16 protein-coding genes and 3 riboswitches are annotated in these 16,909 nt (G+C 42.3%); of the genes, 1 reads left to right on the plus strand and 15 read right to left on the minus strand.

What is annotated here, in order from left to right:
• Window positions 1-102 precede the first annotated feature (102 nt).
• The 7 genes from ACFPRA_RS20600 to ACFPRA_RS20630 form a co-directional block, all read right to left on the minus strand.
• Window positions 103-1,482 (minus strand): amino acid permease, encoded by a 1,380-nt coding sequence (locus ACFPRA_RS20600; RefSeq protein WP_381438876.1) that lies wholly within the window; start codon window positions 1,480-1,482, stop codon window positions 103-105.
• A 190-nt stretch (window positions 1,483-1,672) separates the two neighbouring features.
• Window positions 1,673-1,731, minus strand: a riboswitch (glycine riboswitch).
• A 2-nt stretch (window positions 1,732-1,733) separates the two neighbouring features.
• A riboswitch (glycine riboswitch) is annotated at window positions 1,734-1,832 on the minus strand.
• Window positions 1,833-2,098: 266 nt separating this feature from the next.
• Window positions 2,099-2,755: a carboxymuconolactone decarboxylase family protein gene (locus tag ACFPRA_RS20605; protein WP_381438878.1), complete on the minus strand. Its 657-nt coding sequence runs from the start codon at window positions 2,753-2,755 to the stop codon at window positions 2,099-2,101.
• A 125-nt stretch (window positions 2,756-2,880) separates the two neighbouring features.
• Window positions 2,881-4,584 (minus strand): acetate--CoA ligase, encoded by a 1,704-nt coding sequence (acsA, locus tag ACFPRA_RS20610; RefSeq protein WP_381438880.1) that lies wholly within the window; start codon window positions 4,582-4,584, stop codon window positions 2,881-2,883.
• A 2-nt stretch (window positions 4,585-4,586) separates the two neighbouring features.
• The gene (locus tag ACFPRA_RS20615) at window positions 4,587-5,306 is read right to left on the minus strand and encodes an ABC transporter ATP-binding protein (protein WP_381438883.1); all 720 of its coding nucleotides are present in this window, start codon (window positions 5,304-5,306) and stop codon (window positions 4,587-4,589) included.
• 13 nt (window positions 5,307-5,319) lie between these two features.
• Window positions 5,320-6,162, minus strand: coding sequence for an ABC transporter permease (locus tag ACFPRA_RS20620; protein WP_381438885.1), 843 nt, complete (start codon window positions 6,160-6,162; stop codon window positions 5,320-5,322).
• 16 nt (window positions 6,163-6,178) lie between these two features.
• Entirely contained in the window at window positions 6,179-7,162 is a 984-nt protein-coding gene (locus tag ACFPRA_RS20625) for an aliphatic sulfonate ABC transporter substrate-binding protein (RefSeq protein ID WP_381438888.1), read from the minus strand.
• Between the two features lie 599 nt (window positions 7,163-7,761).
• Window positions 7,762-7,874, minus strand: a riboswitch (SAM riboswitch).
• A gap of 202 nt (window positions 7,875-8,076) precedes the next feature.
• On the minus strand, window positions 8,077-8,715 hold the full coding sequence (locus tag ACFPRA_RS20630) for a FusB/FusC family EF-G-binding protein (protein WP_381438891.1): 639 nt from the start codon (window positions 8,713-8,715) through the stop codon (window positions 8,077-8,079).
• 472 nt (window positions 8,716-9,187) lie between these two features.
• On the opposite strand from ACFPRA_RS20630, the gene ACFPRA_RS20635 reads away from it, so the two are divergent.
• Window positions 9,188-9,373: a hypothetical protein gene (locus tag ACFPRA_RS20635; protein ID WP_381438893.1), complete on the plus strand. Its 186-nt coding sequence runs from the start codon at window positions 9,188-9,190 to the stop codon at window positions 9,371-9,373.
• Window positions 9,374-9,497: 124 nt separating this feature from the next.
• Here the strand turns inward: ACFPRA_RS20635 and ACFPRA_RS20640 are convergent, their stop codons facing one another.
• The 8 genes from ACFPRA_RS20640 to ACFPRA_RS20675 form a co-directional block, all read right to left on the minus strand.
• Window positions 9,498-10,154 (minus strand): YitT family protein, encoded by a 657-nt coding sequence (locus tag ACFPRA_RS20640; protein WP_381438896.1) that lies wholly within the window; start codon window positions 10,152-10,154, stop codon window positions 9,498-9,500.
• Window positions 10,155-10,274: 120 nt separating this feature from the next.
• Window positions 10,275-11,069 carry an ATP-binding cassette domain-containing protein gene (locus ACFPRA_RS20645; protein ID WP_381438898.1) on the minus strand — a complete coding sequence of 265 codons (795 nt, stop codon included), beginning with the start codon at window positions 11,067-11,069 and terminating at the stop codon, window positions 10,275-10,277.
• A 15-nt stretch (window positions 11,070-11,084) separates the two neighbouring features.
• Window positions 11,085-11,867, minus strand: a complete 783-nt coding sequence (gene ssuC / locus ACFPRA_RS20650) for an aliphatic sulfonate ABC transporter permease SsuC (protein WP_381438900.1) — start codon at window positions 11,865-11,867, stop codon at window positions 11,085-11,087.
• The gene (locus ACFPRA_RS20655; RefSeq protein ID WP_381438902.1) at window positions 11,864-12,850 is read right to left on the minus strand and encodes a sulfonate ABC transporter substrate-binding protein; all 987 of its coding nucleotides are present in this window, start codon (window positions 12,848-12,850) and stop codon (window positions 11,864-11,866) included. The genes ssuC and ACFPRA_RS20655 overlap by 4 nt, the downstream gene beginning before the upstream one ends.
• Window positions 12,851-13,046: 196 nt before the next feature.
• A complete protein-coding gene (locus tag ACFPRA_RS20660) occupies window positions 13,047-14,489 on the minus strand; it encodes a vWA domain-containing protein (protein ID WP_381438905.1) in 1,443 nt (480 codons plus the stop codon).
• A gap of 15 nt (window positions 14,490-14,504) precedes the next feature.
• The gene (locus ACFPRA_RS20665) at window positions 14,505-15,680 is read right to left on the minus strand and encodes an AAA family ATPase (RefSeq protein WP_381438907.1); all 1,176 of its coding nucleotides are present in this window, start codon (window positions 15,678-15,680) and stop codon (window positions 14,505-14,507) included.
• Between the two features lie 347 nt (window positions 15,681-16,027).
• On the minus strand, window positions 16,028-16,489 hold the full coding sequence (locus ACFPRA_RS20670; protein ID WP_381438909.1) for a hypothetical protein: 462 nt from the start codon (window positions 16,487-16,489) through the stop codon (window positions 16,028-16,030).
• 19 nt (window positions 16,490-16,508) lie between these two features.
• Window positions 16,509-16,814, minus strand: a complete 306-nt coding sequence (locus ACFPRA_RS20675) for a conserved phage C-terminal domain-containing protein (RefSeq protein WP_381438912.1) — start codon at window positions 16,812-16,814, stop codon at window positions 16,509-16,511.
• Between the last annotated feature and the right edge of the window lie 95 nt (window positions 16,815-16,909).

Consider the following 16,909-nt stretch of genomic DNA (forward strand, 5'->3'; position numbering starts at 1 on the left):
CAAACGCCGGCTTAACGAAGAATGGAAGGCAACCTATGTGTATTAAAAAAAGCGCCAAGTTCTAACACAATTCAAAATTGCGTTAGAACCTGGCACCCTAAATTAGCTCTCCACCACTTCTGGCTGTTCAACTTGATTCACTTTCATTTTCCGCACCTTATAAATAACAATCAGTAAAACAAACCAAGCAGGCGTTACGAATAAGGAAACACGCGTATCCTCCGCAAGAGCAAGAACGACTAGAACAAACGCTAGGAAAAGCAGGATCAAGTAATTGGTAACCGGGTAAAGCGGCATTTTGAATTTGTTTGCTTTCGCTAGCTCTGGTCTTGTTTTGCGGTATTTCAAATGGCAGATGACTGTAATTCCCCAAATAAAGATGAAACAGACCGTAGAAATACTGGTAATGAGTGTAAATACGCCTTCTGGCATGACATAGTTCAAAACAACGGAAATTAGAATGACGATCGTTGAAAAGAACAATGCATTGGAAGGGACTTTACGTTTGTCCAGTTTTGCTAATCGTGCAGGTGCATTTTTATCTTTGGCAAGTGAATAGATCATTCTACTTGTACTAAAGATGGCACTGTTACATGCCGAAGCTGCGGAAGTAAGGACGACAAAATTGACGATACCAGCGGCCGCAACAATTCCAACGCCTACGAAGACTTGGACGAATGGACTTTCCGCAGGTTTGACTGCAGTCCATGGATAGATACTCATAATGACAATCAAAGCACCGATATAGAAAACAATAATCCGAATCGGGATATTATTGATCGCTTTTGGAATAACCTTTTCGGGATCCTTTGTTTCACCAGCCATCAGCCCTACAAGTTCAATACCAACAAACGCAAATACGACCATTTGGAATGAAAGAATAAATCCATTCATTCCATTCGGGAACATTCCGCCATGGCTCCATAGATTCGTAAAACTAGATGGACCTTCACTCGTTGAAAAGCCTTTAATGATCATGAAAGTTCCGATGACAATTAATCCAAGAATCGCAATGACCTTGATCAATGCGAACCAGAATTCCATTTCACCAAAAAGCTTTACAGTGGCAAGGTTCATAATTAACAAAACAACAAGCGCAATTAAACCCGGCATCCACTGTGGTACTTCTGGAAACCAATACTGGGCATAGAGACCAACTGCTGTGATATCGGCCATTGCGATTGAAATCCAGCAAAACCAGTAGGTCCAGCCAGTGATAAAGGCTGCCATGTTCCCTAAATAATCTTGCACAAAGTCAACAAAAGAATGATAGTTCAAATTGGATAAGAGTAGTTCTCCAAGTGAACGCATGATTAAAAAGCAAATGATCCCTGTAATGGTATAGGCAAATAATATGGAGGGTCCTGCTAGATGAATCGATTTTCCTGCTCCTAGAAACAATCCAGTTCCGATTGCCCCTCCAATCGCGATGAGTTGTACATGTCTATTTTTTAGTCCTCTTTCCAATTGTTGTACTTGCATAGATGTCACACTCCTTAATTTTCAGATCATTAATATTGAGTATTCTGGCCATCATTCTGTCGCCCAGAAATAAAGCGCTTACATTTTAAAGTATTGGAAATTCATAACAGAATATTATTAAAGATGTCCCCCCTCCTTTTGTATTTCACCAATAAAAAGACAGGGGAAATATAGGTGTTCACCTATACTTCCTCTGTCCTTTTACCTGAGAGTATAACTCCTTTGGTGGCACATGGCGCTCTCCAGAGGCGCGTCCTATTATGGTCCTTTTACCTGAGAGATTAATTCTTTTTCTGGAACTTGCTCCTTCGGTGCTAAACCATACGTTTAGTCTCTCCCATAATATTCATCCGCTATTATTTAATTAATTTATATAATAGCACCTGGAAAGGTAAGTTGTCTAGTTAATATTTAGAATTTAGATATTATTTTGTCCTCGTATAAAAAGCCAACGTAGCTTTAAAACAGTAGCCGCTCATATAAAGTACGGGTTCGCATACGCAAAATACGTTCGGTTTCCAACCACAAATAAACACTTAACAAGGTCTTCACTAGCGGACTCTTGTTAAGTGTTCAACAAATACTTATTTATAAATTAATAAATCAAAAATCCGACTTATGCATCAAATGCATTTAACGCATTCACACTGTGAGCCAAAGCGGAACCTGCTTTTAGTGCTGTTGCCACCAGAATCGATTCTGCCAACTCTTCCTTCGTTGCACCTGCACCCTTAGCACCCTTTGTATGAATATCAATACAATACGGGCAGCCCGTCGTATGCGCAACAGCGACGGCAATCAATTCTTTCTCTTTGACACTCAGGATACTTGCTTTCAATGCTTTTGTATCAAAGTCAACAAATGCCTTGAATACATCACCGTTTAGCGCTGAGAACTCTTTTAATCTGTTAAAATAAGATGCCTTATATAATTCATCATCGCCATTTTGATCATATGCATTTAAGGCATTCACCCCATGAGCTAGAGCAGAGCCTGCTTTTAATGCCGTTGCAACTAGGATGGATTCAGCCATTTCTTCTTTGGTCACATCTTCTGATTTTGCTGCTGTTACATGGACTTCAATACAGTATGGACAACCTGTCGTGTGGGCAACCGCAACGGCAATTAATTCTTTTAACTTTTTCGTTAGCTTTCCTTCAGATAAAGCTAGTTTGTCAAACTGTGCGAAAGCCTTGAATGTATCTGGTGCAAGATCACTTAATTCTCCAATACGGTTAAAATATGATTTTTTATACAATTCTTCTCTACTCATTATTACTTCCCCCTCATTATGTTTTATTGTTTGTTATTTTCGACAATTGCCTCTATCAATATATCAGAAAAGGTAGAAAAAGTGTATTTTTCCGAACTGACACTCTTCTGTCCTCATTCAAGAGATTAGACGCCGACTTTTTGCAGTTCCCTTGCCTTTAATTCGCGTCGAAGAATTTTCCCGCTAATCGGAGTCTTCGGTAATTCCTCTAGAAATTCAATTTCTCTTGGAGCAGCATGGGCTGCAAGTCCACTTCGTACAAATTGACGAAGCTCTTGCAATAGCCCGTCACTTGCTTCATAGCCATTCTTTAAGACAATAAATGCCTTAACAATTTCGCCTCTCACCGCGTCTGGTTTTCCAATGACACCCACTTCTGCCACAGCTGGATGTTCGATCAATTTGCTCTCCACTTCAAATGGACCGATTCGTTCACCTGAAGAATTGATCATATCGTCACTCCGACCTTGGAAAAAGATATAACCGTTGTCATCGATTGTCGCCAAATCACCAGACACATACCATCCCTCGAATGGGAAATACGTCGCATATTTCGCAGGATCTTTCCACACTTCCCGCATGATGGCAGGCCAATTGGCTTTTAAGGCTAACTGACCGACTTTACCAGGCGCAAGCTTTTCGCCGTCATCGCCTAGAATTGCTGCCTCAATTCCTGGAAATGGTCTTCCCATTGATCCTGGAATAATGTTTTCGGATGGAAGATTGACAATGAGTTGAGCCCCTGTTTCTGTCATCCACCACGTATCGTGGATGCGGTTGGACAACGTTTTAATCCCCCAACGGATCACTTCTGGATTTAACGGCTCGCCCACGCTTAAAATGTGGCGGATCTTTGACAAATCATAAGTCGCTGTCTTTTCATCCCCTTCTGCCATCAACATTCTAAATGCTGTCGGCGCACTATACCAAACGGTAACACCGGATTTTTCTAACACGGAATACCATTCATCGGCATTAAATCTACCGCCGTGAATAATAATGGTTGCCCGGTTAAGCAGCGGTGCGAAAACGCCGTACACCGTTCCAGTCACCCAACCCGGATGGGCCGTGCACCAATACACATCCTCTTCTTTCAAATCCAATACCCATCTGCCTGTAATATATTGTTGGATCATGACTCGATGTGCATGGACAATTCCTTTCGGGCGCCCTGTTGAACCACTCGTATAATGAATGTTCAGCGCGTGTTCCAAATCTACCCACTCGATGATATCTTCCTCAACTTCAACAGCCCGTGCTTCCTCAAATAATGAAATCTCATCATCCTTACATTCTTCTGGTTCCGCCGTTATCAAAACTGTTTTCAAGGACGGCAGTTCCGCACGCGGCACCCGTTTCACCAACTCAGGTGAAGCGATTAAATAAGTCCCCTGACAATCCGCAATCCGCTCCTTCACTGCATCTTCCATAAACGCTTCAAAAAGCGGCCCGACTACAGCACCAAGTTTAATTGCGGCGAGCATGGCGATATGGCAATCGGGATGCTTTGGTAAAAAAATAAAAACAAAGTCCCCTTTTTTCACGCCTTGCTTTTTCAGAACAGTCGCCCAGAGATCCGATTTCTCTTTCAATTCGCGGTACGTTATCGTGTACTCTTCCTCTTCCCCAAAATAATGGAGAGCGACTTTCTCTCCGAATCCTTCCACCACATGGCGGTCCACACATTCATAGGCCATATTCACTTTGCCCGTAGCCGACCAACTAAAATTCGATTCAATTTTTTCCCATGCGAAATCCTCTCGTGATGGAAGATCAGCTGTTATATTAGTATTTCCTTCAAATGGATAAATCACTTCTTCATTTGCCAAGTTTAGTCAACCGCCTTTTCGATATGTAATAAATCTAGGATTTCCGCCTTTTTCGCCGCTAGAATCGCATTACCTCGATCTCGTGGTTTCGCCACCTCTATCGGCATTTCTACTTGCAATGTCCCGGGCTGACCCCCAAGGATGAAAATTCGGTCGCATAAGTAAAGTGCTTCGTCTATGTCATGCGTTACGACCACCATCGTCGTTAACCGTTTCTTTTGAATTTCCAACAATAAATCTTGCAGTTGCATTTTCGTGAAAGCATCCAGCGCACTAAACGGTTCGTCAAGAAGTAAGACATCGGGCTCGCCAATCAGTGCTCTCGCAATGGCAACCCGCTGTGCCATTCCGCCGGACAAGTCTTTCGGATAATAATCGCCAAAGTCGGACAAACCGACAAGATTCAAATATTCCTGGATCGCTCCTTGTTTTTTCTTCGCATCTTTGGCTCCGAATAGAATATTTTCTTTTACTGTAAGCCAAGGCATCAGTCGCGGTTCTTGAAAGATCATCCCAATCGGTTGTTCTCCCGCACCTGCTATTTCAATCGCCCCTTCAAAATTCTGATCCAGTCCCGATAAAACGCGTAAGAGTGTACTTTTTCCGCATCCGCTCGTCCCCAAAACCCCGATCGTTTCCCCTTCTTCAATGGAAAATGAGATGTTCTGGAATCCTGCAAGCCCGTCATTGAATGTCCTTGTCGCCTCTTTCACTGTCAACATCGTAATCCCTCCTTCATTGTTGGTTTTGTAAATTGTCCTGCCACTTCAATGCCCGTGCTTCCAACGCTTTCAACAAAGAATCAGTCGCTTTCCCTAGCAATGCAAATAAAATGATGCTGGCAATAATGAGCTCTGGGGAATATGTATTCTGCCCCACAACGAGCAAATACCCAAGCCCTTGACTGGCACCCATTAACTCCGCAGCTACAACAAACATCCAGCCTAATCCGACACCACTGCGTAAACCGACGAGAAACGATGGAAGTGCAGCTGGAAAGATGATACGACGAACAATTTGAAACGTTGTAAAATGATAAATCTTCCCGACTTCGATCAATTTTCGATCAACCCCTTGAATACCTGAAACGATATTCAAATAGATCGGAAAGAACACACCGACAGCAATGAGCATCACTTTAGAAGACTCTCCAATTCCCATCCACAGGATAAATAACGGAACCCATGCTAAAGATGGAATCGAGCGAAATGCTTGAATTAACGGATCCATCAGCTGCTCAAACCATTTGAAATAACCGACGATGGACCCCAAGACAACCGCGACAATTGTTCCTGCTAGAAACCCGATAAAGACCCGGAAGAACGTAATTCCCACATGTCCCCAAAGTGTACCTTCCCCTGCTAACTCAATAATCTTTTGCAAAATGGTTGTCGGAGCGGGAAAGACATAGGCATCAAGCCAATTGAAACGGACAGCCACTTCCCAAACGACTAGAAGAATGAACGGAATGATGAAGCCGAGTGCTATACCTCTCACCTTTTTCAATTCAAAGCCAACTTTCACCGACTTTTTTTCTTTCGTTTCAAATAATTCTTTTCCGTCAATTTTGACTGTCATGTCTAGTCCCCCTATTTCATTCGATCACTTTTTTTGAATACCGATCGATAATCAATTCATCCACAATTTTTTCGACATCCACATTACCATTAATGACGTTTTCTGACTGCAACACTTTGCCGGCTTCATTTAATGCTTCAATTTGCTTGACGCCAGGGATTGGATCTGAGAAATCATTGCGTTCTAAACTCTTTTGCGCAACTTCCAATGGCATTTCTGCTTCTTTCGCTAGGATGTCCGCTGCCTCCTCAGGATTGTCGATCACCCATTTCCGTGCTTTTTCATATACCTCAATTACTTTCTCGACAACTTCCGGATGTTGTTCCGCAAAGTCAGATCGGACATTCAACGTTCCATACGTATTTTTATCATGATCGCGCAAAAATAATTTCGCGCCTGAATCGATTTCAACCTTTGCCATATGTGGATCTAGCCCTGCCCACGCATCTACTTGACCCGTTAAAAGGGCATTCGCACCATCAGAATGCTGTAAATTCACAATTTCCAAGTCCTTCGATGACAAACCTTCTTCTTGTAACGAACGAAGAAGGAAAATATAAGGATCTGTTCCTAACGTCGCCGCTACTTTCTTTCCTTTCAATTGTTCGACTGATGTGATTTCTGCATCATCTGTTGTCACGAGCGCAGTCCATTCCGGCTTTGAATAAATATAGACCGATTCAATCGGTGAACCGTTCGATTTAGCGATTAATGCAGCAGCTCCAGCCGTAGAACCGAAATCGACACTTTTAGAATTTAAAAATTCAAGTGCTTTATTGCTTCCGTGGCTGAGTACCCATTCCACTTCAATCCCTTGTTCCTCAAACGCTTCTTCTGCCCAACCAAATTCTTTCAACGCTAGACTAGTAGGCGAATAATATGCATAATCTAAAACAACTTTTTTCAACTTGCTCTTTTCCTCCCCTTCGGCTGATGAACAAGCTGTCATCAACAGCGTTGTACCGATGATTACTACAATAAATGCAATCCATTTTCTCATTTTGATTTCCCCCTATGTTCATTTTTATATTGAAATTTCTTTCAATCCTTTTTACCCAATTAATCAATCACGCCTCGGCGTGATTGCGTCCAGATTTTGAATTGCGAATCGAACAGCGAAGGGTTCGATTTGCCTTAATTTCTGCGTTTTTTGCAGAAATTAAGGCACTTAGATAACCGCAATTAACTCCCTTCAAAATCTGTGACATCCGCCGGAGGCTTAGGCCAACAGGATGTTAGTCACTCAGGCGTTGCCAATCAAACAGCGAAGGGTTTGATTTGCCGTATTTCTGCATTTTTTTTGCAGAAATTAAGGCACTTTCATTCGGGACGCGGTGACCTTAGCCTGAGGTCCTCTAATCAGCAAATCTTTTTGTACTGAAAGCGAAGCCTCAGCTACAGGGAGTTTGGACTCCCTCTGATTGAAGTGCATTCTGGCATTCATCCCGCCACATATGAAAGTGGGGACTTCTGCTGAATCAAGTTAATTTTTCCTATCCGTATACTCGGGTTTTTGATGGCATAAATCCCTCTGAAATCTCTTTTTTATAATCCAATATAAAAACCCCCTTCATTAAGAAGAGGGTCGAGCAGTTCCTCCTCTTATCTTCCAGGTTTAAAAAACCTGTAGGATGTAGCACCTTTACAGATCGATTCATCTGCCGGTTGCCGGGCTTCTTCGGGCCTATTCCCTCCGCCGCTCTTAATAAGAGATAGTATGTAGTTGTCACAAATAGATTATTTAAAACATTTAGTTGACTGAAAATTAGTATAGACGGAAAAAATAGTATTGTCAACTTACTTTTCACAAAAAAATATATTAATTTGAATGCATCCATTTTTTCTTTTTCTATAAAAAAAGGTACCAGATCCCAACACAATTCAAAATCGTGTTGGAACCTAGTACCTCAACTGTTACTTTACGTTCTCAACAAATTCAACTAATTTGTCTAACGTCACTAGATGATGGTTGCAATCTGTGATGTCTCGGCAAATGTAATTCCCTTTTTTCGTATATGTGCCGATTCCATCGCCTTTTGTTTTGGTCATGAACATGCAAACGTTCGTGAGTCGGTTACAAATTGCACAAATTTGCTTAATGTTCGTTTCTTCGTAAGTACCCGAAAGACCGATCATGCCTTTTGGGGTAGGTGCGATGATATATCGTTTTTTCGTCCCGATATCATCGAAACTTAAAAAGGACATTTTATGATAGTCCAAACCTTCTGAAGGCAGCTTCAATTTTTTCACTTTAGGAAAAAGCTTTTTCAGCTTTTGTTCCGAAGGTTTGCTGAACGGAATGACGTAAGACTCCAATTCGAGTAAGAATTGTTCGGCCTCTTCTTTATCAACAATCTCTACAATCTTGTTCAGCATTTCTTTATGCTCATCTGTGATATCCGTAAACAGATCAACAACTCTTTCAATTGATAGAGATTCAAGAGCGCCAATGACCCGTTCATCATTGACCGTACCATGGCCATTGACGAGTTGCTGCACTTGTCTTTTAATAAAATTAAATTGATCGTTTCTCATAAATTGTTTATGATTCATTTCTGTTAGCTCCTTTGTTTTTAGTGCGTAAACAAAGCGCAAAGCTGCCATTCAGAAATGGAGATCCTTCCTATAGGCGATTAAACGTCCATTCGCCCCATGCAAAGTATCGCCTTTTCCTCATCCGGCTTTGCATGAGTCTTTCGAGAAGCTGGCAATGTCATTCGAGTTGCCATCTTCACATCACCTCCCGATTGATAGCCTTTTCGATGCTACGTCAAATATCATACAGCTTTCTCTTTTTCAAGACAACTAAAAAACGAATCTGAAACAAAACGACAATATTCTCTTCATTTCATATAGAAAAAATGAAATGACGGTCGTTTCCGAAGACGCATTTTACTTTCTTTTGAACTAACTTGTCCCGTCATTTGCGTAAGCTTTATAGAAGTCAACAGTTCGTTATGCGACGTAATTCGTTCAACCTTCCTTTTACATGTTCATATAATGTAAGGAAAGGAGGCTGGATTGAATGGACCGATTTATTTTTTTGATGTTGGCTAGTATTTTAGCAGGGTTTGCATTATTAAAAGTTCCCTTATCAGGTACTTTCTTGTCAGGTATAGAGCCAATCACTGACTTAATAGGCCTTTTGGCTATGTTAATTTTCTCCCTTGTGCTTATCTATAAAGGTTTAATGGCACTACTGGGGAAATAGCTAAAAAAAGGTTGAGGCTGAGATATCACTAGCTTCTAAAAACGAAAAAGTGAAATCGCGCCGTCGATTTCACTTTTTCGTTTTTAACTTTCGATTTTCCACGAACAGTGCATGACGCATTCTGCTAATCCCTTCCCCAGATCAAATCAATAAGCACTCTTTTCCTTGGCACACGTACAATGTATAACCATCTGACAATCGTCGTAGATACCCATTGGCAAATCAATGCCTGAATAACGATTTCCCATACAATGACGTAAGCTGTTATCAAAAAGATGACACCATTGATCCAAAACAAGGATTTTCCTGGATTGACGTTCTTATACTTGGCAATGATCAACGCGATGACTCCAATGCCACCGTTTGAAACGCCCTGTCTCAAAAGAACAGCAATGCCCAGGCCTAAAATAATAGATCCGAATAATAGATCAAGCGCAATATGGGAGAATGGGGAAACCAAAGACACTTCAAATAGATTAACGGTAATGGAGGTAACGGTGATCCCAAAGAGCGTGCCGATTGTGCTCCTACTACCGAGAAAATGGAAGGCAAATAATAACATGGAAGCATTCATGATCCATAGTGCCAGACTAAACGGAATACCGAACCAGTAGTTCAGCAAGACGGTGAAGCCGCCTGCTCCACCTGAAGGGATATAGTTTGGAAATAAAAAAACGCCCATGGCAAATCCTTGGAGTACGGCCCCTGTTGCCACAAGGAAGTATTTTCTGAGGAAGTTGCGAATATTTTTTGCGGGTTGTCTATGATCTCTTTTTTTCACTTAGCATCATCCTAATGAGAGATGGCACAATGGTTTGTGCTGCTGTAAGTCTATGCTCGGAGAAAAGAATGGAGACCATTATTCTGCCGGGTATTTATCTATCAAATGCCCGGCAACTTCTTATAAGGCCGCTTTAGGTACCGGTTTGAGCTGATAACTGATTTCTTCCGATGTGTCTAGTTCGCTCTGATTCGGCTCATCAAGGATCTGCTTCAAGATATGTTTCACAGTGGAAGTGAAGATGGTATGATCTCGTTGTCTCGGCCTTGGAAGCGGGATCGCTATATCCTGGGCAATCATTCCATCTTGTAGCAGGATGACTCGATCTGCCAAAGCAACTGCTTCTTCCACATCATGGGTCACAAGTAACGCCGTAAACCCGTGTTTCTGCCAAATGTTTTCGATGAGGCTTTGCATTTCGAGACGGGTGAACGCATCGAGGGCTCCGAGCGGTTCATCGAGCAACAGCAGATTCGGTTTATGAATGAGAGCCCTCGCTAATGCGACCCGCTGTTTCTGACCGCCGGATAGTTTCGCAGGCCATTCATGGATTCGATGTTCGAGACCAACATGTTTCAATACGGTCATCGCCTCTTCTCGGTGAGTTCCTTTTAACCCTAACTCGACATTCTCCAAAACCGTCTTCCATGGCAGTAGACGTCCATCTTGGAACATCATGCATGATTGCCGATTGATGGACAGCAATGGTTCGTGCTCAATCAGGATCTGTCCGTCCGAGGGTTGCTCCAAACCGGAAAGTAGCCGGAGCAATGTACTTTTCCCACAGCCGCTCTTTCCGACAATCGCCACAAATTCCCCTTTACGTATGTTCAAGGATAATTGATCAAGCACTTTCGTATCATGATAGGATTTTTTCAAACGCTTGAGCTGAATGTGAAATTGTTCTTCTTTCATGCCCTTCCCCCATTCCTAAGGTTGTTTCGCATAGCCTGAATGCCATTTTAGCCAACGTTGCTCAAGATAACGTGCAATCATATCCGATAGTTTGCCGAGGAAGGCATAAAGTAAGATACTCAGGAGAATGACATCCATTTGCATGAATTCCCTCGCATTCATTGCCATATAGCCAATCCCAGAGGTGGAAGAGATGGTTTCAGCAACAATGAGGGTCATCCACATCATCCCGAGAGAAAAGCGGATGCCGACTAAAATGGAGGAAAGAGCACCCGGGAAGATCACATTGAAAAATAGGGAGACTCTATTCAAGCCATACATCTTTCCCATCTCGATCAGCCCTGCATCAACAGATTTAATGCCATGGTACGTATTGATGTAAATTGGGAAGAGTACCCCTAATGCAACGAGGAAAATTTTCGCTTCCTCCCCGATTCCGAACCACAGAATGACGAGTGGAATGAGCGCCAGATGGGGAATGTTCCGTAGCATCTGAACGGATGTATCAACTAACATTTCCGATGTACGGAATAATCCGTTCACGAGCCCTAAAATGAACCCGATACCTCCTCCGATCAAAAAGCCGATCAATGCTCTCCAAAGGCTCACCCATGCGTGATGGAACAGCTCGCCGGATTGCGTCAATTCAACTGCTGCAAGGAGGACATCCGTTGGTGCAGATAGAGTTTTAGCTGACAGGATTCCTGCCTTACTGGCTATTTGCCAAATGATGAGAAGAAGCAAAGGTACGACCCAAGGAAGAATTTTGTTAAGGGTCTTCCTAACGGCAGGTCTCATTTCACTCCATCCTTTTCAAATGAAAATACCCGTTCCTTTACGTTAATTTTTGACGGGATGATGCCTAATTCATAGAATGTGTCTGCGATTGCCTGTTGTTCCGTAATGATTTCTTCGGAAATTTCTTGCTCAACTCCATATACACGTCTTTCTACTGCTAACTTCAAGGAAGCATCATCGATTCCTAAAATATCCGATAGCATTTTCGTGAGTTCTTCAGGATGTTCATTGGCCCAGTCACTGGAGTTCCGGATTTCTTCGACTACCTCCTTCAAGATGTCGCTATGCTCAGTAGCAAAGTCCGACGATGCGAGAAAGTAATCACGGTCCGAAGTTAACCCTTCACCATTTACTAAAAGTCGCGCATCTGTTGATAATTCTGTGTCGGCCGTGAATGGATCCCAAACCACCCAAGCATCGATGTCCCCTTGTTCAAACGCAACGCGGGCATCCCCCGGCGATAGAAATGCCGGCGTAATCTCCTCATAGTTCAGATTCGCCTTCTCCAAAGCTTTTACAAGTAAAAAATGGGAGCTCGAACCCTTCGCAAAACCAATCGTTTTCCCTTTCAAATCCTCCGCCTTTTGGATAGGCGAGTTTTCCTTTACCAAAATCCCTGAACCTTCGAATTTTGAAAACCCGACAGCTATATAGTGCAGTGAAGAACCCGAGGCTTGTGCAAAGATGGGAGGAGAATCACCCGTTCTTCCAAAGTCGATACTTCCCGCATGTAAAGCTTCAAGAAGAGCTGGACCTGCTTGAAATTCATGCCACTCCACTCGATAACCGAGCGGCTCCAACCGCTTCTCCAACGTTCCTAAGTTTTTTAAAATGATTAAAGGACCGTTTTTCTGATAACCGATCCGAATTTTTGGATCTGCAGTTTGTGTTTTTGCATTTTCAGTGGCCCCACAAGCACTGAAGAGCAATGCCGCAAATAAAAACAGGCTTCCCACTAATGCTAACGATCTCTTTACTGTCAACAGTGGTACACATCCCCTCAATATTTCAGCCATGTGATGCTCGTTAGGCAATTAGCTGGTTCAACTACAAAGTATGCATGGAGGTGAATAAGGGCTTAGGCGTTTCCATCTGAAGGGAGATGCAAATGTGTTCATTCCACTTAAAGAAGGCACCAGGTTCCAAAACAAATCGTAATCGTCCTTGAGGCAATTCTTCTTATATTTCAAATGCAGCAGTACTTCCCTCGTCTTCAAAATCTTTCACCAGGACAACTTTATCGGAAAATGGTTCCACTGTATTTATGCTGCTTCCTAAAATAAAGGACAGGACATTAAAGGCTTTCTCTATTTTCTTCTTATTGAATTCTTCAAGAAATGAATCACTTACCCTGTCCTCGCCATCTGTAACAAAAACAACGTCTGCTTGTTTAAAACGACTTTCATTTATGATCGTTAATGCTTGAATAAGAGGTAAGGTAAAATCTGTCCCTCCATTCAGGAAGGTTTGTGCCAGATTCACCATATTCGTGCTCTTCATTTTCCCTTTCTCATATTTATAGACGCGTGTACTGTTTGAAAACAAGATCAGGCAAAAATCCCTTCTCTGTCTTCTCGCAATCGACAGAAGGGCTAAGGTGAACCCTTTGGATTGAGTATCCAGGTTCCACATACTACCCGACTGATCCAAGCAAAGTATGATGGGACCTTTCCCTAGCATCTCTAGTCCCTTCTGTTCATACATCATCGTCTGGCCTTCTACAAAACGACGAAGAAAATCGTTCTTAGTTGTTGGATGCGTGTACAATCCCAGCTCTATCGGCAACAACCGTTCAACATCGTTCCCAAGTATAACACCGCTTCTTTCTACGGATTCGTTATACTTCAACTTCTGTTTTTTACGAGCAATCAGTTTGAATCGACCAGCCCATTCCGCAATTTCTTGCATCTTCTTATCAGACGCAATTTTTTCCGCCAATGCAATCTGATCGCGAAGGGGTACCTTCTTTAGTTCTACCTCTCCACTGCCGGCTCCGGTACCGCCTAAAAGCGATTTCAGACCATCTTTCACCTGTTTCGTTTCTTTCATGGCCTGTGCCAAAGCTTTTGAAAAGCTTTGACTGTTGTTCTCAAGCATCTGTTGCAATTTCTCATCAATTTTAGTCATCACTTCTGTAAAATCCTCTTCTGACACACGACTTCCACTTTCTGTCTCTTCTTGCCAATCCTCCTGTTGACGTTGCCTTTGAATTGCTTTAATTTCCTGCATCTGTTTTTGAAAGTCATCATTTTCCTCTTGTTGGTCAGCCAACCATTGGAGCGTTTTCTCTCCGAATTTCAATGTGCCGATAGCTGAAGACAAATCATCCAATCGGGTGAAGCTTCGATCATTTACAAAGGATTCATCCGCCATAATTCTTTCCATCAATGATTTATTAACCTGAAGAACACTGTCTACGTCTTCTGCTATAATTTTAGGTTTCATTTTATATAAGCAAGCCCAAATATCAGCCAGTAATGGTTCGAACATCGGCAACGCACCTTCATTTCTTATCTCTTGAAGACCTGACGACAGCTCAAAAATTTCTTTGAAACGTCTTCGATCGAATGCGTCCGTATTCAAGACTGAGCGATTTTCTGCGTGACTTGTACGACTCTTCACAAAGAACCCTCCCTTTCACATTTTAAAAAAGGTGCTGGTGGTCCCCCACTTTTCATGTTGTGAATCAAAATGCCACGGCTCTAAAATAGTATCTAGGATTTCACGTTCCATGGAGGTCACTTTATCAAGTAATACGTTGATCTCAGCCTTTCGATTTTGATTGTTCCTTTTGAGGTTTTTCAAATCAGCCACTAAGGCTTTTATTTTTTTCGTCGCTTCCATTCCAGCTTCTGGCGACTGATCCTGCTGGATGGCGTAAAATATATCATTCGCTTCATTTTTTATGGAAGAGAGGACCTGAGTCACTACATCTTGTGAATGTTTACGAATAATGGCAGATACGGCCTCTCTCTGATCCACCGTTTCCCACAAGGCATTTTCAAGGATGACAAGATCATAAACCTTCACAACTTGCCTTTGGTTGATTAAAGCCTTCGCCTGAAGTACCGAAAGCGACTGTTTAAAGCGCCTGTCAGAAGGGCGTATCCCTTCGTCACGCAATTCTTTACGAATTTCTCCAAGTGTTTCATACACTTCATCCGGTATTGTAACCGTGTCCGTTATTAACTGAAGTTGAACCAATTCTTCCATCGTCATGGAAGGCAAAATTTGATTTTGACCGGTCCCCTTCAACATAGATACAAAATTCTTTTCATTGGCAATATAATCCAGCTCGAACCGAAGTAAAAATCTGTCGAAAAGCGCTTCCAGTCCCTCTCCTTCTTCAGGATATTCGTTCGAAGCTCCAATAATGGATAGTAAAGGAACCTTTACAGGCTTTCCGTCATTATAGAAGAGCCTTTCGTTTAGTAGGGTCAGCAAACTATTCAAAATTGCAGAGTTTGCTTTAAATATCTCATCCAAGAAAACTAGATTCGCTTCTGGCAATTTAGTTAACGTATTCCGCTTATAGACCCCTTTTTCAAGGTCTTTTAATGACAACGGGCCGAACAGTTCTTCTGGAGTACTGAACCTTGTTAATAACCACTGAAAGTATTCTGTTCCTTGTACGATTTTTGCTAACTCAGCAGACAATGCGGACTTCGCAGTTCCAGCAGGCCCAATCATGAGCATATGTTGTCTGGAGAGCAGAGCGACAAGAATCCCCTCCACCTCGTTCTCCCGTTCGAAAAACTTTAAATTGAGTGCCTGTCTGATTTCCTCTAACTTTTTCAAATGAATAATTGGCATTAGATTCAACCCCTTACTTTGTAATGTAAAAAGAAAAGGACTCCGGCTTCTCATACGCGATGCATTCCTTTGAAAGAGCTTGGCCGGTTCCCTTCAAAAAGATACTTTCTCTACATGACAGTTTGCTGGATAGTCAGTCATTTTAACCTGCCGATTACCGTATTTTTGTCCTAGATGGCTTAGAATCAAAGATGCTTATCGGTTAAGTCATGACATTGTTGAAAAACTTATTCGGAAAAGCAAATTTCTCTCATGGAGAGAGCTGCGAAGACAACCGGTTTTAAGCACGCTTGGTTTGGAAAAATAAAAAAAGTGCTTGCCAACCAAACTAATTTGTCTTGGAGGAATCACGTCCGTGTCAGCACCCTCTCTCCTGCCCTGGCATGCCCTAAATAATACGGATAAGCGACGACTTTTTTGCGATGGAAGTATAAAATATTCGCAGCATTCGTGTCAACGAAATGAAAAAGTTTTGTCAGTAAATGAGACGCATTTGTCAAACGTTTCGGCGTTTCCCCGAATAGGTTTTGGTGAAGGATGTGAGCATCTAAGACGTTTTCACTGTAATAAAATGCGAATCGATCCGGATTGCTCGTTTCCGCGACGTACAGGTTGATCTTGCCGATTTGTAACTTGTTTTCTGTTGCCATGACCGTAATCGCCTCGTCGTCATAGTCGATCGTCTCGAGTCGTCTGGAATCTTCATCGATTTTCACTCTCCCATTGGCAATGGCCCAAAAGATTCGATGGGCCAAGTGGATCATGTCCATTTCAACTGCTAACTGAAACACTTCTTGTACAGTTACCATGCTCATGACGCTCCAACTTTTACACCTCCCCCTCACTAAAGTCCAGTTCGAATGGCTTTGGCGGACTGCTTACGGGGGGGACATTCCCCCTTGATTCTTCCAAATAGTTTTCAAAATTCGTGGCGTTGAATAATGTGGAAGGCCGTAAATACTTCTGCCAATGTGGATCCCCCAGCCATTCATTCGCTTTTGTATCAATCACCTTTTTGAAATCGGCCATGGTGTGCCCTTCTCGGAATCGTGTATGCACTAATCGGGCTGTCGCTTTTGAAGATGCATTGAACTGCTTGTTTGCTTTGTCGTTCAAGTATTCAATAACAGACACAACGTCGAGATTGTTCTCGACAGTTTCTTTTCTTACGTTTAGTCAAGTGAATTTACGCACACTATTTACAAAAGTGGATTTGGACGAGTAGAAAT

It is taken from the genome of Sporosarcina soli (assembly GCF_042655805.1).
GTDB classification, from domain to species: Bacteria; Bacillota; Bacilli; order Bacillales_A; family Planococcaceae; genus Sporosarcina; species Sporosarcina soli.

Excerpts from the sequence above, each read along its gene's own strand:
- ACFPRA_RS20600 (WP_381438876.1), bottom strand. The coding sequence starts at position 1,482 with ATGCAAGTACAACAATTGGAAAGAGGACTAAAAAATAGACATGTACAA.
- ACFPRA_RS20605 (WP_381438878.1), bottom strand. The coding sequence starts at position 2,755 with ATGAGTAGAGAAGAATTGTATAAAAAATCATATTTTAACCGTATTGGA.
- ACFPRA_RS20615 (WP_381438883.1), bottom strand. The coding sequence starts at position 5,306 with ATGTTGACAGTGAAAGAGGCGACAAGGACATTCAATGACGGGCTTGCA.
- ACFPRA_RS20620 (WP_381438885.1), bottom strand. The coding sequence starts at position 6,162 with ATGACAGTCAAAATTGACGGAAAAGAATTATTTGAAACGAAAGAAAAA.
- ACFPRA_RS20625 (WP_381438888.1), bottom strand. The coding sequence starts at position 7,162 with ATGAGAAAATGGATTGCATTTATTGTAGTAATCATCGGTACAACGCTG.
- ACFPRA_RS20630 (WP_381438891.1), bottom strand. The coding sequence starts at position 8,715 with ATGAATCATAAACAATTTATGAGAAACGATCAATTTAATTTTATTAAA.
- ACFPRA_RS20635 (WP_381438893.1), top strand. The coding sequence starts at position 9,188 with ATGGACCGATTTATTTTTTTGATGTTGGCTAGTATTTTAGCAGGGTTT.
- ACFPRA_RS20645 (WP_381438898.1), bottom strand. The coding sequence starts at position 11,069 with ATGAAAGAAGAACAATTTCACATTCAGCTCAAGCGTTTGAAAAAATCC.
- ssuC (WP_381438900.1), bottom strand. The coding sequence starts at position 11,867 with ATGAGACCTGCCGTTAGGAAGACCCTTAACAAAATTCTTCCTTGGGTC.
- ACFPRA_RS20665 (WP_381438907.1), bottom strand. The coding sequence starts at position 15,680 with ATGCCAATTATTCATTTGAAAAAGTTAGAGGAAATCAGACAGGCACTC.
- ACFPRA_RS20670 (WP_381438909.1), bottom strand. The coding sequence starts at position 16,489 with ATGGTAACTGTACAAGAAGTGTTTCAGTTAGCAGTTGAAATGGACATG.